The sequence below is a fragment of the Nonomuraea sp. NBC_00507 genome (genome assembly GCF_036013525.1).
GTDB lineage: Bacteria > Actinomycetota > Actinomycetes > Streptosporangiales > Streptosporangiaceae > Nonomuraea.
Genome location: NZ_CP107853.1, coordinates 8,753,074 through 8,773,449, shown reverse-complemented (window position 1 = coordinate 8,773,449; position 20,376 = coordinate 8,753,074). Strand labels below are relative to the sequence as shown.

The 20,376-nt window shown below is 72.3% G+C and carries 20 protein-coding genes and 1 pseudogene; 13 read left to right on the top strand and 8 right to left on the bottom strand.

The genetic code is table 11. The annotated features are described in order from the left end of the window. The first annotated feature begins 123 nt into the window (after nt 1-123). The 4 genes from OHA25_RS42360 to OHA25_RS42345 are packed head-to-tail and all read left to right on the top strand — an operon-like array spanning nt 124 to nt 3,730. Nucleotides 124-1,083 carry a patatin-like phospholipase family protein gene (locus OHA25_RS42360; protein ID WP_327582541.1) on the top strand — a complete coding sequence of 320 codons (960 nt, stop codon included), beginning with the start codon at nt 124-126 and terminating at the stop codon, nt 1,081-1,083. Continuing rightward, entirely contained in the window at nt 1,080-2,303 is a 1,224-nt protein-coding gene (locus tag OHA25_RS42355) for a macrolide family glycosyltransferase (protein WP_327582540.1), read from the top strand. The genes OHA25_RS42360 and OHA25_RS42355 overlap by 4 nt, the downstream gene beginning before the upstream one ends. Nucleotides 2,304-2,306: 3 nt before the next feature. Continuing rightward, entirely contained in the window at nt 2,307-2,798 is a 492-nt protein-coding gene (locus OHA25_RS42350) for a hypothetical protein (RefSeq protein WP_305920379.1), read from the top strand. Next, nucleotides 2,795-3,730 carry a hypothetical protein gene (locus OHA25_RS42345; RefSeq protein ID WP_327582539.1) on the top strand — a complete coding sequence of 312 codons (936 nt, stop codon included), beginning with the start codon at nt 2,795-2,797 and terminating at the stop codon, nt 3,728-3,730. The genes OHA25_RS42350 and OHA25_RS42345 overlap by 4 nt, the downstream gene beginning before the upstream one ends. Here the strand turns inward: OHA25_RS42345 and OHA25_RS42340 are convergent. Further along, nucleotides 3,681-4,310: a TetR/AcrR family transcriptional regulator gene (locus OHA25_RS42340; RefSeq protein WP_327582538.1), complete on the bottom strand. Its 630-nt coding sequence runs from the start codon at nt 4,308-4,310 to the stop codon at nt 3,681-3,683. The two genes, OHA25_RS42345 and OHA25_RS42340, sit on opposite strands and share 50 nt — an antisense overlap. Nucleotides 4,311-4,392: 82 nt before the next feature. Between OHA25_RS42340 and OHA25_RS42335 the strand changes: the two genes are divergently transcribed. Continuing rightward, the gene (locus OHA25_RS42335) at nt 4,393-5,121 is read left to right on the top strand and encodes a MerR family transcriptional regulator (RefSeq protein WP_327582537.1); all 729 of its coding nucleotides are present in this window, start codon (nt 4,393-4,395) and stop codon (nt 5,119-5,121) included. Here the strand turns inward: OHA25_RS42335 and OHA25_RS42330 are convergent, their stop codons facing one another. From OHA25_RS42330 to OHA25_RS42320, 3 genes and pseudogenes are all read right to left on the bottom strand, one after another. After that, on the bottom strand, nt 5,122-5,565 hold the full coding sequence (locus tag OHA25_RS42330; RefSeq protein ID WP_327582536.1) for a CBS domain-containing protein: 444 nt from the start codon (nt 5,563-5,565) through the stop codon (nt 5,122-5,124). Nucleotides 5,566-5,606: 41 nt separating this feature from the next. Continuing rightward, nucleotides 5,607-5,841 (bottom strand): annotated as a pseudogene (locus OHA25_RS42325) (TrkA family potassium uptake protein); the annotation flags it as partial. Nucleotides 5,842-5,982: 141 nt separating this feature from the next. Further along, nucleotides 5,983-7,137, bottom strand: coding sequence for an epoxide hydrolase family protein (locus OHA25_RS42320; RefSeq protein WP_327582535.1), 1,155 nt, complete (start codon nt 7,135-7,137; stop codon nt 5,983-5,985). A gap of 64 nt (nt 7,138-7,201) precedes the next feature. Between OHA25_RS42320 and OHA25_RS42315 the strand changes: the two genes are divergently transcribed. Next, nucleotides 7,202-8,182, top strand: a complete 981-nt coding sequence (locus tag OHA25_RS42315; RefSeq protein WP_327582534.1) for a helix-turn-helix transcriptional regulator — start codon at nt 7,202-7,204, stop codon at nt 8,180-8,182. A gap of 48 nt (nt 8,183-8,230) precedes the next feature. On the opposite strand, the gene OHA25_RS42310 is transcribed toward OHA25_RS42315, so the two are convergent. Then, on the bottom strand, nt 8,231-8,773 hold the full coding sequence (locus OHA25_RS42310) for an RNA 2'-phosphotransferase (protein ID WP_327582533.1): 543 nt from the start codon (nt 8,771-8,773) through the stop codon (nt 8,231-8,233). Nucleotides 8,774-9,140: 367 nt separating this feature from the next. Here OHA25_RS42310 and OHA25_RS42305 point away from each other — a divergent pair, with 367 nt between their 5' ends. From OHA25_RS42305 to OHA25_RS42275, 7 genes are all read left to right on the top strand, one after another. Beyond that, nucleotides 9,141-10,337 carry an alpha/beta hydrolase gene (locus OHA25_RS42305; protein ID WP_327582532.1) on the top strand — a complete coding sequence of 399 codons (1,197 nt, stop codon included), beginning with the start codon at nt 9,141-9,143 and terminating at the stop codon, nt 10,335-10,337. 128 nt (nt 10,338-10,465) lie between these two features. After that, entirely contained in the window at nt 10,466-13,204 is a 2,739-nt protein-coding gene (locus OHA25_RS42300; protein ID WP_327582531.1) for a Na+/H+ antiporter subunit A, read from the top strand. Next, nucleotides 13,201-14,013, top strand: coding sequence for a Na(+)/H(+) antiporter subunit C (locus OHA25_RS42295; protein WP_327582530.1), 813 nt, complete (start codon nt 13,201-13,203; stop codon nt 14,011-14,013). The genes OHA25_RS42300 and OHA25_RS42295 overlap by 4 nt, the downstream gene beginning before the upstream one ends. Continuing rightward, nucleotides 14,010-15,575 (top strand): Na+/H+ antiporter subunit D, encoded by a 1,566-nt coding sequence (locus OHA25_RS42290; protein WP_327582529.1) that lies wholly within the window; start codon nt 14,010-14,012, stop codon nt 15,573-15,575. Before OHA25_RS42295 ends, OHA25_RS42290 begins: the two co-directional genes overlap by 4 nt. Further along, nucleotides 15,572-16,075, top strand: a complete 504-nt coding sequence (locus tag OHA25_RS42285; protein WP_327582528.1) for a Na+/H+ antiporter subunit E — start codon at nt 15,572-15,574, stop codon at nt 16,073-16,075. The genes OHA25_RS42290 and OHA25_RS42285 overlap by 4 nt, the downstream gene beginning before the upstream one ends. Beyond that, nucleotides 16,072-16,332: a monovalent cation/H+ antiporter complex subunit F gene (locus OHA25_RS42280; protein ID WP_327582527.1), complete on the top strand. Its 261-nt coding sequence runs from the start codon at nt 16,072-16,074 to the stop codon at nt 16,330-16,332. The genes OHA25_RS42285 and OHA25_RS42280 overlap by 4 nt, the downstream gene beginning before the upstream one ends. Then, nucleotides 16,329-16,682, top strand: a complete 354-nt coding sequence (locus tag OHA25_RS42275; RefSeq protein WP_305920395.1) for a monovalent cation/H(+) antiporter subunit G — start codon at nt 16,329-16,331, stop codon at nt 16,680-16,682. The genes OHA25_RS42280 and OHA25_RS42275 overlap by 4 nt, the downstream gene beginning before the upstream one ends. 98 nt (nt 16,683-16,780) lie before the next feature. Here the strand turns inward: OHA25_RS42275 and OHA25_RS42270 are convergent, their stop codons facing one another. From OHA25_RS42270 to OHA25_RS42260, 3 genes are read right to left on the bottom strand one after another with little or no spacing between them, the layout of a single operon-like run. Next, a complete protein-coding gene (locus OHA25_RS42270; protein ID WP_327582526.1) occupies nt 16,781-18,811 on the bottom strand; it encodes a xanthine dehydrogenase family protein molybdopterin-binding subunit in 2,031 nt (676 codons plus the stop codon). After that, nucleotides 18,808-19,776, bottom strand: a complete 969-nt coding sequence (locus OHA25_RS42265) for an FAD binding domain-containing protein (protein ID WP_305920398.1) — start codon at nt 19,774-19,776, stop codon at nt 18,808-18,810. Before OHA25_RS42265 ends, OHA25_RS42270 begins: the two co-directional genes overlap by 4 nt. Further along, a complete protein-coding gene (locus tag OHA25_RS42260) occupies nt 19,773-20,273 on the bottom strand; it encodes a (2Fe-2S)-binding protein (protein WP_327582525.1) in 501 nt (166 codons plus the stop codon). Before OHA25_RS42260 ends, OHA25_RS42265 begins: the two co-directional genes overlap by 4 nt. Between the last annotated feature and the right edge of the window lie 103 nt (nt 20,274-20,376).

The following is a 20,376-nucleotide window of genomic DNA, read 5'->3' as shown; positions in this document are numbered from 1 at the left end:
TGCCAGCGATCATCGCGACGACTGCAACGAACACGTTGGCCGACGGTGTCACAGATGAGGTGGCCGCCCGGTCCTAGCTGAGGAACGACTCCGAGTCGGCGCCGTGCTGAGAGAGGACGGACCATGAATGTCAGATATCGCCGGAGATCCGCCTCCTCGGCTCTCCACAGCGTCGGCGAGGGCTTGCGTGCCCTTCCCCGTCCCGTGGCGGTGGTGGTGGGGGGCGGGGGAGTGCTCGGGGCCGCGCAGGTCGGCATCGGGTACGCGTTGGAGCAGCGCGGATTCGTCCCGGACCTGGTCATCGGAACCTCGGTGGGCGCTCTCAACGGAGCGATCGCGGCCGCCCACCCCGGCAAGGCCGCACCATGGCTGGATGTCGTGTGGACCCGTGTGCGGCGCCGTGAGGTGTTTCCGCTCGGCTACCTGCCCACCCGGGCCAGCATCTGCACCGATCGCGGCCTGCGCAGGCTGATCGCCCGGGCCGGCCTGCCGCCGCGGATCGAACAGCTGGAGGTCCCCTTCACCGCGGTGGCCATGGATCTGGCCACCGGCGCTCAGGCGCTGCTCGACCACGGAGATCTCGAGTCCGCGCTGCTGGCCAGCGCCGCCATTCCGGGGATCCTGCCCCCGGTGGATCGGGACGGCCGGACGCTCGTCGACGGCGGAGTGATCGCCCTTGTCCCGGTGCGGGCGGCCCTGCAGGCAGGGGCGGCCAGCGTGGTGGTGCTGTCGACCGGCCCGACAAGCTGGCCGCTGCGCCCGGCCATCCCGCCCCGGCGGGCCGGCGCGGTCGCCGCCAGGGCGGGGCTGCTGCTGTGGCACGCTCAGATCGAGCGCGACCTGCAGGAGGTGTCCCGCCGGATTCCGACCGTCGTGCTGCCGACCGGCATCGAGACCTGGCCCGCCCCCTGGGACTTCGGTCACTCCCAGCGGCTGATCAACACTGCTTGCCTGGCGGCGGGCCGCTTTCTCGACGGTCTGCGCATCAGCGGGCCCGGCCTGTATCGGGTCGACGGTCCTCCTGCGACATCGGCCGGTCTGGGCAGGGCACGGACCGCTTCGATCTCGGAGGTCGGCCGATGAGCACCATCGCGTTCCTCAACATCGCCATGCACGGGCACGTCAATCCGACGCTGCCGGTCGTGTCTGAGCTGGTCCGTCGCGGCCACTGCGTCACCTATCACACCTCGCCCGCGTTCGCGAAGGAGATCGAGGCCACCGGCGCCACCGTGTGCCTCTACCCCGAAGTCGACCGGCCGTTCGCCGATCCGCCGATGCCGGTCACCATGCTGGACGGGCTGGCCCGCACAGCCGTCGGTGTGCTGCCCGCCGTGCTTTCCGATCTGCGTCGCGTCCGGCCTGACCTGATCGTCCACGGCGCCGCCTGCCCCTGGGGCGCGGTCGCCGCCCGCGAACTCGAGGTGCCGGCGGCAGCGTTGTTCACCACGTTCGCGTTCAACCGGTCCGCGCCCAGCCCCACCCGCGGCTCGTGGGAGCTACTGGCCGCGGCGGCGACCCGGCCCCGCAATGTCCAGGGCTACCTGCGGTCGCGGTGGGGGTTGTCCCGCCGCTACGACACCCGGGGACTGCCCCTGCTCGACCTGGCGAACGTACGCCAGCCGCTCAACCTGGTCTTCACCTCGCGCGCCTTCCAGCCCGGCGTCGACGCCTTCGACGAGTCGTACCAGTTCGTCGGCCCCAGCCTGGGCGCCCGTCCACCCGACCCGGCGTTCCCGCTCGATCGGCTGCGAGCCCCGGTGCTGTACGCCTCGCTGGGCACGGTGTTCGATGCCGGGCCGCAGCTGCTGCGCACCTTCGCCACCGCGCTCGCACCGCTGGGCGGCACCGTGGTCATCTCCACCGGACCCACCGATCCGGCCGCGCTGGATCCGCTGCCAGCCAACGTGCTCGCCCGCCGCTTCGTGCCGCAACCAGAGGTGCTGGCCCGCGCCGCGCTGTTCGTCACGCACGGCGGGATGAACAGCGTCAACGAGGCCCTGCACGCCGGGGTCCCGATGCTGGTGGTCCCGCAGGGCGCCGATCAGCCGCTGGTGGCCCGGCGGGTGGCCGAGCTCGGCGCAGGCCTGTCGATCCGTACTCAGGACGCCGCTCCGGGACCCGTGCACGCCCTCGCCCGGCTCCTGCTCGACGATCCCCGTTTCCGGGCCGCGGCGGCCACGTTGCAGGTCGCCCAGCGTGAGGCCGGCGGCTATGTGCGCGCCGCCGACGAACTCGAGCACTACCTGCACCGGGCCGGACGGGTCAGCCGGCCGGTCCCGGCGGACTCGCCACAGGAGCGCTGAGAGATGTCACCCACCGTTGTCGTCCTGCTGCTGCTCGCCGGGCTGTCCGAGGCCGCCGGGCGGATCCTGCCGCTGGTAGCCCGGCGGCCCATCGGGTCACGGTCCCATGCGGTCCTGCTCGTGCTGCTCGGCGCCGTGGTCGAGGGCGCGGTGTTCGCGTTGTGGCCACTGACCGCATGGACCCTCGCCGAGCTGGTGCTGTCCCCTCCGCTGTCCGGCGTCGCCGCGTTGACCTGGACACCTGGCTTGCTCGCCCCGTTGCTTCTCGCCGCTGTCCTCGCGTTCCCGCTGCTCGGGCCCCTGCTGCACCTGCTGCTCTTCGTGGGGGTCGGGGCCGGCCTGGTCGCCCCGCTCGCCGCGATGACGGGGGCGGGCTGGTGGGCCGCCGCAGGCTGCGTGGCCATCGCCGGAGTCGGGCTGGCCGCCGCTGTCGATCTTGTCCGGCGCCTGGTCATGAAGATCAGCGTCATGAGGGGGCAGGAGCTGCTCACATGATCGAGTTCCCGCTCCTCGTCCTGGTGCTCGGCCCGGTCCTGCTCGCCGAAGCTCTGCTCGCCCGCTACGAGGTGATGGCCTACACGGCCGGCTGGCGGGCTCCCACCACCGAGCTCCCCCAGGGCATGCCCTACGCCCGGGGTGCGGAGGCCGACCGTCCTCCGGACGCCTACCTGGTCTATCTGGACGGCATCGGGAAACGCCGCTTCACCGACACGCGGGACGGAGGCCAGCTGGTCAAGGCCCTGATCGCCAAAGCGCCGGAGCTGCGGGTGCTGGGTCAGGTGCAGCCCTACTCGCCGCTGGCCGACCCGCTCGTCAACCGGCCTGTGTGGGAGTGGCTGCGCCACCGCATCGGGCTCCTGCTCTTCCTGCACAACGTCATGCAGATCTTCGTCGCCGCCGACCACCGCTACCGTCCCCTGTACAACCGCGCCGTGGGCAACCAGATCGCCCACCACCTGCGCCTGTCCGGCTACCGGCCCGACAGTGGCATCCCCGTGGTGCTGCTCAGCTACAGCGGCGGCGCCCAGGTCGCCACGGGCGCGGTGGAAGAACTGCACACCCAGCTGCGTGCCCCGCTCCTGCTGATCCTCCTCGGCGGGTTCCACAACGGCGCCAACGATCTCACCCACGCCCGTCACCTGTATCAGCTCACGAGCGACAGCGACTGGATCGAGCGGGTCGGCACCTGGATCTTCCCTCAGCGCTGGCGGCTGTTGCGCCGCAGCGGATGGAACCGAGCCGCCCGCGTCGGAAAGATCACCGCACACCGGCTCGATCCGGCCACCCACATCGGGCGGCACAGCTACATCAGCCCGGAGGCGCACCTGCCCGATGGACGCACTTACCTCGACCGCACCGCCGACACCGTGATCGCACTCATCCGTGACCACCGTCGCGCGACCGCCCGGACCGTTCGCCGGAGGTGAGCAGCGACAACATCGTCGTGACCAGCACCAGCTCCACGTCCTCAGGCGCCAGCCGCCCTGCCTCCCGCTCCTGGGCGGCACTGTGAATGATCGAGAAGAACGTCGTCACCAGCCACGGCAGCGGCAGGTCCGTACGGAAGTCCCCGTCCCGCTGCCCGCGCGCGATCAGCCGCTCCACCCGGCGCAACGGCCGGTCGTGATGCTCCCTGATCCGCTCGGTCGCCATGACCCGGTCCGCGGCCACGAACAACCGGCGATGCCGATCGAGGATCTCCCAGGACGACCGCAGCAGCCTCCCCATGGCCTCGGGCGCCGGAGCCGTGTCGAGCGACGGATCCTCCAGCGCGGCGTCCGCCACGCCGACCGTGTGGTCGAGCACGGCGTCCACCAGCGTCTCCCGCGAGGGGAAATGCCCGTAGAGCGTGACCCGGCCCACCCCGGCGGCCTTGGCGATGTCGGCCACGCTGGCGGACGGGTCGGCGCTGAGCAGCCGGGTCCCGGCCTCGAGGATCGCGGCGATGTTGCGTTCGGCGTCGGCCCGCCGGGCAGGTACGGGCTGTCGAGCCGCGGTCTTCCCCATGCGACCACCCTACGATGATCCACCAGGAAGGCTGGGCGACACGCTTGCATCGGACGCCGCGTCAGCCCCTAGCGTCGGCGATGTGAACGCACGACGCTGGAAGATCGGCGACCTCGCCGCCGCCACGGGCGTGACCGTACGGACCTTGCGGCACTTCGACCAGATCGGCCTGCTGCGCCCGGCCGAGCGCTCCGCCGCCGGGCACCGGGTCTACACCGGTGACGATGTGCGCAGGCTCTACCGGATCCTGGCACTGCGGGAGCTGCGGCTGCCGCTCGCCGAGATCGCCCGCTCCCTCGACGGCGCCGACCTGCGCGAGACCATCGCCCGGCAGCTGGAGCAGGTGGAAGGCCGGCTGGCGGGCCAGCGTGCCCTGCGCCGGCGGCTGCTCGGCCTCGCCGAGGCGCTGAGCAGCGCGCAGGAGCCGTCGATCGACCAGCTCATCGACACGATGGAGGCCATGATGCAGGCGGAACACTTCACCCCCGAACAGCTCGCCAGGTTCGGAGAACGCCACCGGGAGCTGGGCCAGGACGGCTTCGCGCAACGGCTGCAGGAGCTGACCGGCCTGGCCACCGAGGCCGAGGCCCACGCCGGGCGCGGTACGGACCCGGCCGATCCCGCCGTACAGGACCTCGCGCGCCGGTGGACCGCGGCCGTGGCCGGCCTGGCCGGCGGGGACAGGAGCGTCATGTCCGCCATCTACGGCAGGATCGACGCCAGAGGTCCCGAGGCCGCGACGAAGGGCATCCTCAGCGCGGCCGCGTGGGACTACCTCAGGCGCGCCTTCGCCGTCGGCTTCCCCCAGTGATCACAGCTCCAGCGCGTGGTCCAGCAGCGACTGCAGCGTGACCGCCCCCACGAGCCGCCCCTCACCGTCGACGACGGCGGCCACCGGGCTGCGCGTGCGGGCCATGAGCGCCGCCAGCTCCAGCACGGTCGCCTTCAGGTCGGCCAACGGCAACTCCCGGGGCTGCTCCGGCAGGCACTCGCGGACGGTCTTGCCGCCGAGCTTGCGCAGGAACAGGTCGGCATGGGCCTCGTCCACCACCCGCGCCAGCGCCGGGTCGTCCTGGCAGTACGGCGGGACCGCCAGCCGCAGCACCTGCGTGCCCGGCAGGATGCTGAGCGGCCGCCCGTCGTCGACGATGATGAGACCGGGAAGGTCCTGCTCGGCCAGCAGCTTGGCCGCATCGAGGGCCGGGGTGTCCATGGTGACCGTCGGGAATTCGACGGCGAGATCGCGTGCGCGCATCAATGGCCTCCGCTCACCAGACTAGCCAAGACCGTGCCCACTCAGGGGAGCTCCGCGAAGCGCTCGACCTGCTCGGTACGCCCGGAGACCAGGATGACGTCACCATAGGACAGCTCGGTCTCGGCGTCGGCGTAGGTGAACTCCTCGCCCGGCGCGCCCGCTGACCAGGTGCGCGACCCGCTCGCCCATGTCGTGCTCGGGGAAGACGACATGGTGGGCGCCGATGCGGCTGAGGATGCGGCCGTGCTGGGTGCTGATGTCCTTGGCCCAGATGTCGTGATCTGCCCCGCCAGCGCCTGCGTGATCTTGGGCCGGTTGTCGATGGCCAGGACCTCGGTGCCGCGCCGTGCGTCCCCTTGACGCCACGGCGAGGCCCGGCCTCGCGTGGAAGCCGGGCTTTCGCATGCCGCCGGGGGCTCAGGCGAGCGACCGGAAGAACTCCCGCACATCGCCGATGAGCACGCCGGGCGTCTCCAGGGCGGCGAAGTGGCCGCCGTGGTCGAACTCCGACCACCGCACCACGTTGTGCACCTGCTCGGCCAGCGGCCGCACGGAGTAGTCGGTCGGGAACACCGCCGCCGCCGTCGGCACGGTCCCGCGCTCCACCGGCCCCCACGCGCTGAAGTCGTTGAACCGCTCGAAGTACGTGTGCGCCGACGACCCCGCCGTCTCGGTGAACCAGTAGATGCTCACGTTGGTAAGGATGCGATCCCGGTCCACGGCGTCCTCGGGCAGCTTGGCCGCCGGGTCGGTCCAGTCCTTGAACTTCTCCACGATCCAGGCCAGCTGCCCGGCGGGGGAGTCGTGCAGGGAGGCGGCGATGGTCTGCGGGCGGGTGCCCTGCAGGCTCATGTACGCGCCCAGCTTCTGCTGCCACTCCTCCATCCCGCCCAGCCGCCCCCGCTCGGCCTCCGTCAGCGACCCCATGACCGCCGGGTCGCCGGTCGGGAACGTGAGCAGGCCGTTGACGTGCACCCCGATGACGTTGTCCGGGGCGAGGCGGCCCATCAGGGGTGCGATGAAGGCGCCGACGTCGCCTCCCTGCACGCCGTACCGGTCGTAGCCGAGCCTGGTCATCAGCTCGGCCAGCGCGGCGGCGGTGCGTCCGTCCGTCCAGCCGGTCTCGCGCAACGGGCCGGAGAAGCCGTAGCCGGGCAGCGACGGGATCACCAGGTGGAAGGCGTCGGCGGCGGCGCCGCCGTGCGCGACCGGGTCGGTGAGCGGGCCGATGAGGTCGAGGAACTCGACGACCGAGCCCGGCCAGCCGTGCAGCAGCAGGAGCGGGGTGGCGTCCGGCTCGGCCGAGCGGACGTGCAGGAAGTGCACGTCCGCGCCGTCGATCGTGGTGATGAACTGCGGGTACGCGTTCAGCTCCGCCTCCTGGGCGCGCCAGTCGAAGCCGTCGGCCCAGTAGCCGGCCAGGTCGCGCAGGTAGCTCGTGGGCACGCCGCGCTCCCAATCGACGCCGGGCAGCTCGGGGGCCCAGCGCGTACGCCGGAGCCGGTCGCGGAGATCGTCGATGGCGGCCTGCGGGATCTCGACGCGGAAGGGGGTGATGTCGCTCTTCGTCATGTCTCCGACTGTAGGAAGCATTGGTGACAGCCTCTGGCACCAATGTGGCAGCACAATGGGATGCATGTGGGAAACGTCCGCCCGGCTGCTCCGCCTGCTCTCCCTCCTCCAGGCGCGCGCCGACTGGACGGGCGCCGAGCTGGCCGAACGGCTCAAGGTGGGGCTGCGGACCGTGCGGCGCGACATCGACCGGCTGCGTGACCTCGGTTACCCGGTGGACGCCACCCCTGGCGTGGCCGGCGGCTACCGGCTCGGCGTGGGCGCCGCCCTGCCGCCGCTGCTGCTCGACGACGAGGAGGCCGTGGCCGTGGTGATCAGCCTGCACACCGCCGCCACCGGCAGCGTCGCCGGGCTGGAGGAGAGCGCGCTGCGGGCGCTGACCAAGCTGCAGCAGGTGCTGCCGTCACGGCTGCGGCACCGGGTGAGCGCGTTCCAGGCCGCGACGGTGCCGCTGGCCGGCGCGGCCGCCCCCGCCGTGAGCGCCGACCTGCTGACCGGGCTCGCCGCCGCCTGCCGCGACCGGCGCCGCCTGCGCCTGCGCTACCAGGGACGCGGGGGCCTGTCCGAACGGGAGGTCGAGCCGCACCGCCTGGTCCACACGCCGCGGCGGTGGTATCTGCTGGCCTGGGACGTGGCCAAGGAGGACTGGCGGACGTTCCGGGTGGACCGCATCGACGGGCCGCTGGGGATGCCGGGGGCCCGGTTCGAGCCGCGTACGCCGCCCGCGCCGGACGTGGCCGCGTACGTGTCCAGGGCCATCACGTCCGCGCCGTACCGCTACCAGGCCCGCATCCTCTTCCACGCGCCCCTGGAAGCGGTCGCGCCCCAGACCTCGGCGGGTGCGGGGCGGCTGGAGGCGGTGGACGCGAACACCTGCCTGTACGTCACCGGCTCCAACGCGCTCGACGAACTGGCGATCTACATCGCGGTCAAGGGCTTCGACTTCGAGGTCCTCGACCCGCCGGAGCTGGTGCCGGTCCTCCGCGAGGTCTTCGACCGGCTCCGCCGCGCCGCCGAGCGCTCCGGGCCGCCGACCACTCCATGATGGCGCACAAGGCGTGGCTGTTCGGCGACGACGAGACCGCGGGGTGCTTCACGACGGGAAGCGCAGGTAGCCGGGCGGCACGTGATCGACCAGCCACACCCCGTTCGCGCTGCGCCGGAACACGTGGCCGTCCGCGTGCATCTCGCGGGCCCTCACCACCAGCACGACCGGGACGCCCCGCCGCGCTCCCACCCGCGTCGCCGTCTCCCGGTCGTGTGACAGGTGCACGTGATGGCGGCTCATCGGCCGCAGCCCCTGGTTCTTGATCGCCCCCACGAACCGCGCCACGGTCCCGTGATAGAGCACCTCGGGGGGCTCGACGGCGGGCAGGTCGAGATCCACCGGCACGGAATGCCCCTGACTGGCCCGGATCCTGCCGTCCTCGAGCGCGTAGCGCCGTTTGTCGTTGGACTCGACGACCTGCGCCAACTCAGCCGCCGTGATCGGGAACCCGTGCTCGGCGGCGGCCCGCAGCAACTCCTCGACCGGCACCCAGCCGTTGGCGTCGAGCGTGATGCCGATGCGCTGCGGATCGTGCCGCAGATGCCGGGCCAGATATTTCGAAACGCGTATCACACGCCGCTCATCCATCACCCGCCATGCTCTCGCGCCCGCTGCTTCCCGTCACCTGGTTTCGCCCGCTGCCCTGCCCCGCCAGGTCAGGGGCGTCCGCGCGGCTTGCAAGTGATCTATTCCAGCTTGCTTAAAGGGGCTCGCAAGAATTCTCCTTCACCTTTTGTTCATGCGACACTCAATCAAAATCATTGCGCCTGCCCTCGCAGGCTTGATCGCCGTCACCGGTCTCACCGGTACGGCTCCGGCCGCCGCGGCCGAAAAACCAGGTGGCTACTACGGTCAACGCTTGAGCTGGACCTCCTGTGGCGACGGGTTCGAATGCGCGAAATTACGCGTGCCACTGGACTATTCGAATCCCAGTGGCAAGCAGATTAAGATCAGCATGATCCGGCTCCCGGCGACCGGGAAAAAGATCGGTTCGATCGTGCTGAACTTCGGCGGTCCCGGCGACTCGGGGGTCGACCATCTCAAAATCGACAAATCGGCGGTGTCGGCGGCCGTCCGGCAACGTTTCGACGTGGTCAGCTTCGATCCGCGCGGCGTCGGCCGGTCCTCGCCCGTGCGCTGCCTGCCGCCGCTCGCCATGGACGCCTATCACGCCGCCGACGGAACCCCTGACACCAAGGCGGAGATCAAGCAGGTCAAGCAGTGGCAGCAGGCGTTCGCCAAGGGCTGCGAGGTCAACTCGGGCAAGCAACTGCTCAAGCACGTGGGCACCGGCGAGGCGGCGCGCGACATGGACGTCATGCGTGCCGCGCTGGGTGAGAAGCGACTGACGTACTTCGGCTGGTCGTACGGCACCTACCTCGGCACCAGATACGCCGACCTGTTCCCGACCCGGATCCGCGCCATGGTGCTCGACGGCGCCGAGGACCCGAGCCAGACCGGTGAGGAGTTCGGCCGGTCGCAGGCCGCCGGCTTCCAGGTGGCGGTGGTGTCGTTCCTGCGCGACTGCTTCAAGGCCAAGGACTGCCCGTTCACGAAGCATACGGTCGCCGCGGCGGAAAAGCGGCTGCTGGCGCTGTTCAAGCGGGCCGACCGGGCGCCGCTGCGCAACACCTACGACGGCAGGCAGGTCACCGAGTCCCTGGTCAGCACTGCCGTGCTGCGGGCGATGTACTCGAAGGCCTACTGGCCGTTCCTGCGCCAGGCGCTGGGCGCGGCTTTCAAGGGTGACGGCACGCTGTTGCTGAGGCTGGCCGATTCCTACACCGGCCGGCTGCCCAACGGCACGTACAGCAACCTGCTGGAGGCGAACAGGGCCATCATGTGCGTCGACCACCCCGAGTCCGCCTGCCCGTACTGGCCGGTCAAGGGCACCAGGTTCACCAGGAAGGTGCGGGCCAAGGGGTCGCCGCCGATCGTGGTGGTGGGCACGACCCGCGACCCGGCGACGCCGTACCAGCTGGCCAAGAGGCTGGCCGCGCAGCTGGACCACGGGGTTCTGCTCACCAACGACGCCGACGGCCACCTCGCCTACCAGGGCGGCACGTCCTGCCTGGAGCGGCAGATCGACCACTACCTGATCACGACCCGCGCGCCGCGCCCCGGCGCCTGCGCCGCCGCTGCTCAGACCTGACCTTCGCGTCCAGTCCTGGGACTGGTGACGTTCGGGTCAACCCCCGCCGTGCCTGCGTCGCGGCGGGGGTCGAAGCATGGAGATTGGGCGGACGTAGCCGGAAAAAGTACGTCCCGCCTGAGGAGCCCATGGAGCCGCTGGAGTCGCTGCTCATCCTGCATGCGGGGGCGGCCATCTGCGCTCCCTGGCTGGCCCGCCGCATGGGCCGCGGCTCCTTGGCCCTGCTGGCGCTCGCTCCGGCGGCCGCCTTCGGCTACACCCTGTGGCTCGTCCCCGGGGCCGCCTCCGGCCACACCCCGAGCGGGCCGCAGGAGAGCCGGGGCACGAGCTGGGCGATGGGCATGGAGCTGTCGTTCCGGTTCGACGCGCTGGCGGTGCTGATGATGACGCTCGTCACCGGCGTCGGGATGCTGGTGCTGGTCTACAGCGCGCGCTACTTCCCCGAGGGCGACGACGGGCTCGGGCGCTACGGCGCCGCCATGGTGGCCTTCGCCGGATCGATGCTGGGGCTGGTGACGGCCGACAACCTGCTCCTCCTGTACGTGTTCTGGGAGCTGACCACCGTCTTCTCCTACCTGCTGATCGGGTACGACCCGGAGAGCCGGATGAGCCGCCAGGCGGCGATGAAGGCGCTGATCGTCACCACGTTCGGCGGCCTGGCCATGCTGGGCGGGCTCGTGCTCACCGGCCAGGCGGCGGGCACGTACCGGATCTCCGCGCTCACCCCGGGAGACCTCGGCGCGGTCGCCGCCGTGCTGATCCTGACGGGGGCGCTGGCGAAGTCGGCGATCTTCCCCTTCAGCATGTGGCTGCCGGCCGCCATGGCCGCGCCCACCCCCGTGTCGGCGTACCTGCACGCGGCCGCCATGGTGAAGGCAGGCGTCTACCTGGTGGCCAGGCTGGCCCCGGTGGCCGGCGACGTGCCGCTGTGGCGGGCGGTGGCGGTGCCGCTCGGCGTGCTCACGATGCTGCTGGGCGGCTGGCGGGCGCTGCGCGAGACGGATCTCAAACGGCTGCTGGCCTACGGCACGGTCAGCCAGCTGGGCTTTCTCATCGTGCTCTTCGGCTCGGGGGCCGCGCTGGCAGGGGCGGCCATGATGGCGGCGCACGGGCTGTTCAAGGCGGCGTTGTTCCTGGTGGTGGGCATCGTCGATCATGCCGCGGGCAGCCGGGAGACAGGCGAGCTCAGCGGGGTGGGGCGGGCGATGCCGTGGGTGTGCGCGGTGGCGATGCTGGCGGGGGCGTCCATGGCCGGGCTGCCGCCGCTGGCCGGTTTCGCCGGCAAGGAGGCCGCCCTGGAGGCGCTGCTGCACGACCCGATCGTGCTGGCGGGCGTGGTGGCGGGGTCGGCGTTGACGGCGGCGTACACGCTGCGCTTCCTGTGGGGGGCGTTCGCCGCCAAGCCGGGCGTGGCCGAGCGGCCGGTGCACCCGGTGCCCGCGGCCATGTTCGCGCCCACGGCGTTGCCGGCGGTGCTGGGCCTGGTGCTGGCGCCGCTGGCCGCCCGGTTCGGCACCTGGTACGGCGGCGGCCACCTGGCGCTGTGGAGCGCGCACGCGACACCTCTGCTGCTGTCGGCGGCGGCGCTGGCCGCTGGCGTGGCGCTGTTCCTGGCCAGGGAGCCGGTGGCCAGGGCGGGCGCGGCGCTGCACGTGTACGACACCGGTCAGCTGTTCTGGGCGCTCATCCGCCGCCTGGACCGCTTCGCCCTCCAGCTCACCGGCCTCATCCAGCGCGGCTCCGTGCCCGACTACCTGATGCTGACGCTGCTGGCCATGGTCGGCGTCGGCGTGTTCTCCCTCCTGCACGGCGGCGTGCTGCGCGTGGACGTGCCGGTCACCGGCTGGCAGCGGCCCGAGCAGCCGATCGTGGCCGTCCTGACGATCGCGGCGGCGGTGCTGGCGCTGTTCGCCCGCGCGTACGTCTTCCTGGCCGTCATCGTGGGCTTCACCGGATACGGCACGGCGCTGCTGTTCCTCGCGCACGGCTCGCCCGACCTGGCGCTCACCCAGTTCCTGGCCGAGACGGTCGCCCTGGTCCTGTTCGCGCTGGTGTTGCGGCGGCTGCCGATCGAGCCGGTCAAGGGCAGGCTGCCGATGCCGCTGCGCGCGGCGATCGGACTGGCCGTGGGCGTGATGGCCACGGGCGCCGCCGTGCTGGCGATGGACGCGCGCGGCACGGAGCCGGTCGGCGCGCTGATGGAGGCGGCGGCGGAGCAGGCGGGCATGCGCAACATCGTCGGCGCGCTGATCGTCGACATCCGCGCCTGGGACACCCTGGGCGAGAGCACGGTGCTGGTCGTGCTGACCCTGGGCCTGACCAGCATGGTGTTCCTGCGGCGCAGGTCGTACCGCATCGAGCCGGGCGAGCACCCGCCCGCCGAGCGCACGCACTGGCTGGCGGCCACGCTGCCGCCGGGACAGCGGGTGATCGCGTTCGAGGTGACGGCCCGGCTGACGTTCCACACGGTGCTGGTGTTGTCGGTGTACCTGCTGTTCATCGGGCACAGCGCGGTGGGCGGCGGGTTCGCGGGCGGCATCGTGGCCGGGCTGGCGATCATGGTGCGGTACCTGGCGGGCGGCCGCAACGAGCTGGCCACGGCGGTGCCGGTGCACGCGGGCGTGCTGATGGGGGTGGGGTTGACGCTGTCGGCGGGGACGGCGCTGGCCGGCCTGCTGTTCGGCTCGGCGGCTCTGGACATGCTCGCCGCCGACGTGAGCGTGCCGCTGATCGGGCACGTGCACGTGTCGACGGGCCTGCTGTTCGACCTCGGCGTGTACGTGTCGGTGATCGGCATGGTGCAGGACATCCTGCGCGGCCTGGGCGCCGAGCTGGACCGGCAGATCGACGCCGGGGAGAACACGTGACCGTGTCGCTGCTGCCCCTGGCGGCGTGCTGCGCGATGCTCGCGGCCGGGGTGACGCTGCTGCTCGAACGCAGCCTGGTACGGGTCCTGGCGGGCGTGATCATGCTGGGCAACGGGGTGAACCTGCTGATCGTGACCGCGGGCGGCGACGCCGGCGGCCCGCCCTTCACCGGGACCCAGGGCATGGCCGACCCGCTGCCGCAGGCCATGGTGCTGACCGCCATCGTGATCACCCTGGGCATGACGGCGTTCCTGCTGGCCCTGGTGCACCGCTCGTGGCAGCTCACCGGCAGCGACGAGGTCCAGGACGACACCGAGGACCGGCGGGTGCGGCTGCGGGCCCGGCGCGGCGAGCTGAGCGACGCCGTGCGCCGCCGCCAGGACGCCTACCGCCGGCTGGTCGCCGAGCAGCGGGCCGAGCTGGCGCACCTGGAGGCCGAGCAGGCCGAGCGGGAGCGCCTGGAGGAGGCCGACCTGGAGCGGCGGATCTCCCGCGTGCACTTGGAACTGGAGCGCTGGATGCGCGAGCACCGGCAGCTCGGGGTGTCGGAGGAGGAGATCCAGGATCACCTGGAGGCGGCCGGGCAGCGCGAGGAGGCCGTCGTCACGGACAACGTGCTGCGCATTGAGGAGCTGCGGGAGGAGCACGCGCGCCGGCGCGAGGCGCAGGCGGCCAGGGAGCGGGAGCTGCGCCGCAGGCTCAGGGCGCGCCAGCGGGAGGCGCTGCGGCAGATGCGGGCGGCCATCAGGGACGAGCGGACGCGCCAGGCCCTGGCACAGGACCCGGAGCTGGAGGGCGAGGACTCGTGACAGCGCACACGATCGAGAGCCTCGTCTGCGTGCCCGTGGTGCTGCCGCTGCTGGCGGCCGGGGTGAAGCTGGCGATCGGCGGGCGGCTGCGGCACCTGCAGTCGCTCATCAGCATCGTCACGCTCGGCGTGTCGCTCGCCGTGTCGGCGCTGCTGCTCGTGACGGTGGACGCGGGCGGCCCGCTGGTCACCGAGCTGGGCGGCTGGCCGTCGCCGGTCGGGATCTGCCTGGTCGCCGACCGGCTGTCGACGCTGCTGCTGGTGGTGTCGTCGGCCGTGACGCTGTGCGTGATGGTGTACTCGGTGGCCAACGCCTACGACGTGCAGGAGCACGACGCACCGATGGCGATCTTCCATCCGGCGTTCCTGGTGATGGTGGCGGGGGTGGCCGACGCGTTCCTGTCGGGGGACCTGTTCAACCTGTTCGTGGCCTACGAGCTGCTGCTGAGCGGCTCGTACGTGCTGCTCACGTTCGGTGGCACCGAGTCCAGGATCCGGGCGGGCGCCACGTACACGCTGATGGCGCTGGCCTCGTCGATGGTGTTCCTCATGGCGCTGGCGATCACGTACGCGGCCACGGGGACGCTGTCGATGGCGCAGCTCGCGCTGCGGTTCACCATGCTGCCCGAGCAGGTGAAGCTGCTGGTCGAGCTCATGCTGCTGCTGGTGTTCGCGATCAAGGCGGCGATGTTCCCCATCTCGGCGTGGCTGCCGGACTCCTACCCGACCGCGCCCGCCCCGGCCACGGCCGTGTTCGCCGGGCTGCTCACCAAGGTCGGCGTGTACTCGCTCATCAGGCTGGAGGCGCTGCTGTTCCCCGGCGGGCCGGTCTCGGTGCTGCTGATGTGGGTGGCGCTGGCCACGATGCTGACGGGGGTGCTCGGCGCGGTGGCCCAGACCGACATCAAACGGATGTTGTCCTTCACCCTGGTCAGCCACATCGGGTACATGGTGTTCGGGGTGGCGCTGGCCACGGTGGCGGGCATGGCCGGCGCGATCTTCTACGTGGTGCACCACATCACCGTCCAGACCGGGTTGTTCCTGGTGACCGGGCTGATCGAGCGGCGTACCGGCACGACGTCCGTGACCGGGCTCGGCGGCCTGATGAAGACGGCGCCGCTGATCGCCGTGTTGTTCTTCGTGCCCGCCATGAACCTGTCCGGCATCCCTCCGATGTCAGGCTTCCTGGGCAAGCTCATGCTGGTGCAGGCCGGCCTGGCCGACGGCGGGGCGCTGGCCCGCGTGCTGGTGACCGCGGGGCTGCTGACGAGCCTGCTCACCCTGTACGCGGTCGCCAAGACCTGGGGCAAGGCGTTCTGGCGCGCCCCGCGGGAGGCCAGGACGGGCACCGTGGTGGAGAGCGAGGAATACACCGGCCAGGAGCCGACGGTGACCACGACGACGCTGCCCGTGGCGCTGTCCGGGCCGGTGGCGGCGCTGGTGGCGCTCGGGCTGTCGTACACGGTGCTGGCCGGGCCGCTGTCGGCGCTGGCGCAGCGGGCGGCGGGGGAGCTGCTGGCGCGCGGCCCGTACATCGAGGCCGTGCTGGGGAGGGACCGGTGAAGGCGCGGCTGGCGCTGATCGCCTGGCTGGTGCTGGTGTGGATGACCCTGTGGGGCGACGTGTCGGCCGGGAACGCGCTGGGCGGGGTGGCGGTCGCGCTCGTGGTGACGTGGCTGCTGCCGCTGCCCATGCTCGACCCGGGCATCAGGATCCGCCCGGTGGCGCTGGCGCGCTTCCTGGTGTGGTTCGGCTGGGACATGGTCGTCTCGACCGCGCGGGTGGTGATGTGGGTGTTCCGGCCGGGGCCGCCGCCGACCCTGTTGGTCCGCGTGCGGCTGCGCACGTCGTCGGACGCCATGATCACGATGATCATGGCGGCGCTGGCGAACGTGCCCGGCAGCCTCGTCGTGGAGGCGTACGTCGCGGAGCGGTGCCTGATGGTGCACGTGCTCGGCCTGCCCGGCGACGCCGCCGAGGCCGTCCGGGCCGAGGTGGCCGCGCTGGAGTCGCGCATCGTGGCGGCGTTCGGCACCTCGCGGGATCGGGAGGAACTGGGATGATGCCGGTGTACGTGGTGACGCTCGTCCTGCTCGGATGCGCGGCGGCGCTCACGCTCTACCGGGCGGCGCGCGGCCCGTCGATGCTGGACCGGGCGGTGGCGCTCGACACGATGACGGCACTGGCGATGTGCGGGGTCGGGGCGTTCGCCGTGGCCACGGACGACTATGCGGACCTGCCGATCCTGCTGGTGCTGTCGCTGCTGGGGTTCGTCGGGTCGGTGTCGCTGGCCAGGTTCTTCGCGGGGAAGTCGCGGTGAGCCCGCTCGACGGGGCGGCCGCGGCCTGCCTGCTGCTCGGCGCGCTGCTGGCGCTGTCGGCCGGCGCCGGGCTCGTGCGCTTCCGCACCACCCTGGACCGCATGCACGCGGGCACGAAGCCGCAGGTGGCGGGAGTGCTGCTGGTGCTGCTCGCCATGTGGCTGCACCGGCCCACCTGGGCGACGGCGGGGCCGCTGCTGCTGGTGGGGGCCGCTCAGGTGGTCACCGTGGCGGTCGCGGCGTACATGGTGGCGCGGGCCGCCTACGCGCGTCAGTCGTCGCGGGACGACGGCGCCGCGGCGCCGCCCGAGGATGGGGACGGCACGGCGCTGCCGCCTGAGGACGGCTGATCGTCGGACCGGTTGAGCGCGGCCTGGGCGAACCACGTCCACAGGGCCAGCGCGGCGATGACGCCGGCGGTGACCCAGGCCAGCGCCTCCAAACCGGGTCAAAACCGTGGCATGAGAATCTTTGCCGGGGTGATGGGGAGGTCGCGGACGCGGTGGCCGGTGGCGTGGTGAACGGCGTTGCCGATGGCGGCCGCGGTGCCGACGATGCCGATCTCGCCGATGCCCTTGCTCCCCATCGGGTTGAGCCGCTCGTCCTGCTCCTCCAGCCAGACCGCCTCGATGCTCTCGACGTCGGCGCAGGCGGGCACGTGGTACTGCGCCAGGTCGCGCCGCAGGAAGCCGCCGAACTCCTCGTCGGTCTGCGTCTCCTCCATCAGCGCCATGCCCAGGCCCATCGTCATGCCGCCGATGAACTGCGACCTCGCCAGCTCGGCGTCCACGATGTGCCCGGCGGCGAACACGCCGAGCAGGCGTGACACGCGCACCTCACCGGTCACCGCGCTGACCCGGACCTCGGCGAACTGGGCGCCGAAGGCGTGCCTGGCCAGCCGCGTGTCAGCGGCGACCTCGCCGGTGGTGTCGGCGCGGCCCTCCTTGCCGTTCTTCATCAGCTCCTCGCAGGCGCGCACGATGGCCGACCCCCACGAGGCCGTGCCCATCGAGCCGCCGGCGACCGGCGCCGCCGGCAGGTCGCTGTCGCCCAGCTCCACGTGCACCCGATCGGGGGCGACGCCCAGCGTCTCGGCCGCGATCCTGGTCAGCGCGGTACGCGCGCCGGTGCCGATGTCGGTGGCGGCCACCTGAATGAGGAAGTCGCCGTCCTGCATCGTGGCCAGGGCCTGCGACGGCATGCGCTTGGCCGGGTAGGTGGAGGCGGCCACGCCGGTCCCGACCAGCCACTCTCCTTCCCGCCGGACACCCGGAGCCGGGTCACGCCGGTCCCAGCCGAAGCGGTGGGCGCCCTCGCGCAGGCAGGCGACCAGGTTGCGGGAGCTGAAGGGCAGGCCGCTGTCCGGCTCGGTCTGCGGGTCGTTGCGGATGCGCAGCTCGACGGGGTCGAGGCCGGCGGCGTAGGCCAGCTCGTCCATGGCGGATTCGAGCGCGTACATGCCGGGGCACTCGCCGGGGGCGCGCATCCACGACGGGGTGGCCACGTCCAGCCGGACCAGCCGGTGCGCGGTCCGCAGCGCGGGGGCGGCGTACATGACGCGGGCGGGGGTCGCGGTCTGCTCGGCGAACTCCACGAGCGTGGAGCTCTGCTCGTACGCGATGTGCTCCAGCGCCGTCAGCCGCCCGTCGGCGTCCACGCCCAGTCGCAGCCGCTGGATCGTGGGGGTGCGGTAGCCGGTGACGTCGAACATCTGCTGCCTGGTCAGCGCGACCTTGACCGGCCGGCCCACGGCCCTGGCGGCCAGGGCGGCGAGCACGGCGTGCGGCCGGGTGGTGCCCTTGCTGCCGAAGCCGCCGCCGACGTGCCTGGAGACGACGCGGACGCGGTTCGGCGGCAGGCCGAGCGTCTTGGCGATGATGTCGCGGTCGATGGAGGCGCCCTGCGCCGAGTCGTAGACCAGCAGCCTGCCGTCGCCGGCCCATAGGGCGAGGGCGGCGTGCGGCTCCATCGGGTTGTTGTGCAGGACCGGGGTCGTGTACGTCACGTCGACCGTGGTCGCGGCCTCGGCCAGGCCCGCCTCGAGGTCGCCCTGCTCGGTGTCGGCGGGGTAGTCCGGGTTGACGACCTCCGGCCGGTAGAGGCCCGGGTGGTCGGTGCGCAGGCCGACGTCGTGGTCGGCGGGCTCGTAGGCGACGCGGACGGCGTCGGCGGCGGCGCGGGCGTTCTCGTAGGTGTCGGCGATCGCGGCGGCGATCAGCTGGCCGCGGTAGGCGACGTCGCGGCTCTGGAACAGGGCCAGCTCGGCGTCGGCGTCCTCGGCCAGCTCGGGCGGCTCCTCGACGGACAGCACGCCCAGCACGCCGGGCATGGCGAGGGCCCGGCTCGCGTCCACGTGGGTGATGCGGCCCTTGGCGATGCGCGACTGCACGGGATAGGCGTAGGTGACGCCCTCGACCGGGTATTCGGCGGCGTACGTGGCCAGCCCGGTGACCTTGACGCGGCCCTCGACGCGGTTCACGGCGTGAGCTCCTCGAGCGTGCTGACGATGAGGTTGCGCGCCAGGGGGACCTTGAAGGCGTTGCGCGGCAGCGGGCGGGCCTGGGCGAGCTCGGCCTCGGCGGCGGCCAGGAACGCCGCGCCGGTCGCCGGGCCGCCGATGATCGCCTCCTCGGCGCGTTCGGCCCGCCAGGGCGCGTGGGCGACGCCGCCGAGCGCGATGCGGCAGCCGGCGACGATCCCGTCGCGGACGTCCATGACGGCGGCGATGGACACGAGGGCGAAGGCGAACGACGCGCGCTCGCGTACCTTGCGGTAGGCCGAGGCGCCGGGCGGCGGCGCGGGCAGCTCGACGGCGGTGATCAGGTCGCCTGGCTCCAGGACGGTGTCCTGTTCGGGCGCGTCGCCGGGCAGGCGGTGCAGGCCGGGCATCGGGATGATGCGGTCCCCGGCCGGCCCGGTGACGTGGACCTCGGCCTCCAGCGCGGCCAGCGCGACGGCCAGGTCGGAGGGGTGGGTGGCCACGCAGGCGTCCGAGCGGCCGAGCACGGCCAGGTTCGCGTGGTCGCCCTCGATCGCCGGGCAGCCGGAGCCGGGCCGGCGCTTGTTGCACGGCCTGCTCACGTCCTGGAAGTACGCGCATCGGGTGCGCTGCAGCAGGTTGCCGGCCACCGTCGCCATGTTGCGTACCTGGCCGGAGGCGCCGCTGAGCACCGCTCGGGCCAGCATCGGATAGCGGGCGCGGACGAGCGGGTCGGCCGCCAGATCGCTGTTGCGCACCGCGGCGCCGATCCGCAGCCGGTCGCGGATCTGCTCGATCGCGTCGAGCGGCAGGCGGCTGACGTCCACCAGGCGGTCGGGCTCGGCCACGCCGAGCCGCATGAGATCGACCAGATTGGTGCCGCCGCCCAGGTACATGGCGCCCGGCCGGAACCGGCGTACCGCGTCCGGCGGGCTGTCGGCGCGGGCGTACTCGAAGGACCTCACCGCGCCACCCCTGTGACCGTGCCGGCGATCGCGCTGACGATGTTGACGTAGGCGCCGCACCTGCACAGATTGCCGCTCATCCGCTCCCTGATCTCCGCGGGCGTCAGATCGGGGTCGACCAGAACGTCCTCGGTGACGGCGCTCGGCCCGGGCTCGCCGAGCATGCCGGTCGCCGAGCAGAGCTGCCCCGGCGTGCAGTACCCGCACTGGAACGCGTCGTGCTCGATGAACGCCGCCTGCAGCGGATGCAGCTCGTCACCGCGGGCCAGGCCCTCGACGGTGGTGATCTCCGAGCCCTCCACCGCGACCGCCAGCGCCAGGCAGGAGTTGGCCCGCCGCCCGTCGATGAGCACCGTGCAGGCCCCGCACTGGCCGTGGTCGCACCCTTTCTTCGCGCCGATCAGCCCCAGCCGTTCGCGCAGCAGGTCGAGCAGCGACATGCGGGGGTCCACGTCCACCGCGCGGGGGACGCCGTTGACCTGAAGGGTGATGTTCATGGCGCTTCGCCTACCCGGCCTCCTCACGAGACAACCTCTGACCGCGGTAAAGCCAGATCGGCCATTCGTCCGGATACGTCCGTTTTGTGGTGGCAGTGGCGGG

Bases quoted from the DNA above. Each gene is read 5' to 3' on its own strand.
- OHA25_RS42280 (WP_327582527.1), top strand. From the start codon at position 16,072: ATGATGCCGGTGTACGTGGTGACGCTCGTCCTGCTCGGATGCGCGGCG.
- OHA25_RS42260 (WP_327582525.1), bottom strand. From the start codon at position 20,273: ATGAACATCACCCTTCAGGTCAACGGCGTCCCCCGCGCGGTGGACGTG.
- OHA25_RS42340 (WP_327582538.1), bottom strand. From the start codon at position 4,310: ATGGGGAAGACCGCGGCTCGACAGCCCGTACCTGCCCGGCGGGCCGAC.
- OHA25_RS42360 (WP_327582541.1), top strand. From the start codon at position 124: ATGAATGTCAGATATCGCCGGAGATCCGCCTCCTCGGCTCTCCACAGC.
- OHA25_RS42345 (WP_327582539.1), top strand. From the start codon at position 2,795: ATGATCGAGTTCCCGCTCCTCGTCCTGGTGCTCGGCCCGGTCCTGCTC.
- OHA25_RS42300 (WP_327582531.1), top strand. From the start codon at position 10,466: ATGGAGCCGCTGGAGTCGCTGCTCATCCTGCATGCGGGGGCGGCCATC.
- OHA25_RS42320 (WP_327582535.1), bottom strand. From the start codon at position 7,137: ATGACGAAGAGCGACATCACCCCCTTCCGCGTCGAGATCCCGCAGGCC.
- OHA25_RS42315 (WP_327582534.1), top strand. From the start codon at position 7,202: ATGTGGGAAACGTCCGCCCGGCTGCTCCGCCTGCTCTCCCTCCTCCAG.
- OHA25_RS42350 (WP_305920379.1), top strand. From the start codon at position 2,307: ATGTCACCCACCGTTGTCGTCCTGCTGCTGCTCGCCGGGCTGTCCGAG.
- OHA25_RS42310 (WP_327582533.1), bottom strand. From the start codon at position 8,773: ATGGATGAGCGGCGTGTGATACGCGTTTCGAAATATCTGGCCCGGCAT.
- OHA25_RS42305 (WP_327582532.1), top strand. From the start codon at position 9,141: ATGATCCGGCTCCCGGCGACCGGGAAAAAGATCGGTTCGATCGTGCTG.
- OHA25_RS42355 (WP_327582540.1), top strand. From the start codon at position 1,080: ATGAGCACCATCGCGTTCCTCAACATCGCCATGCACGGGCACGTCAAT.
- OHA25_RS42330 (WP_327582536.1), bottom strand. From the start codon at position 5,565: ATGCGCGCACGCGATCTCGCCGTCGAATTCCCGACGGTCACCATGGAC.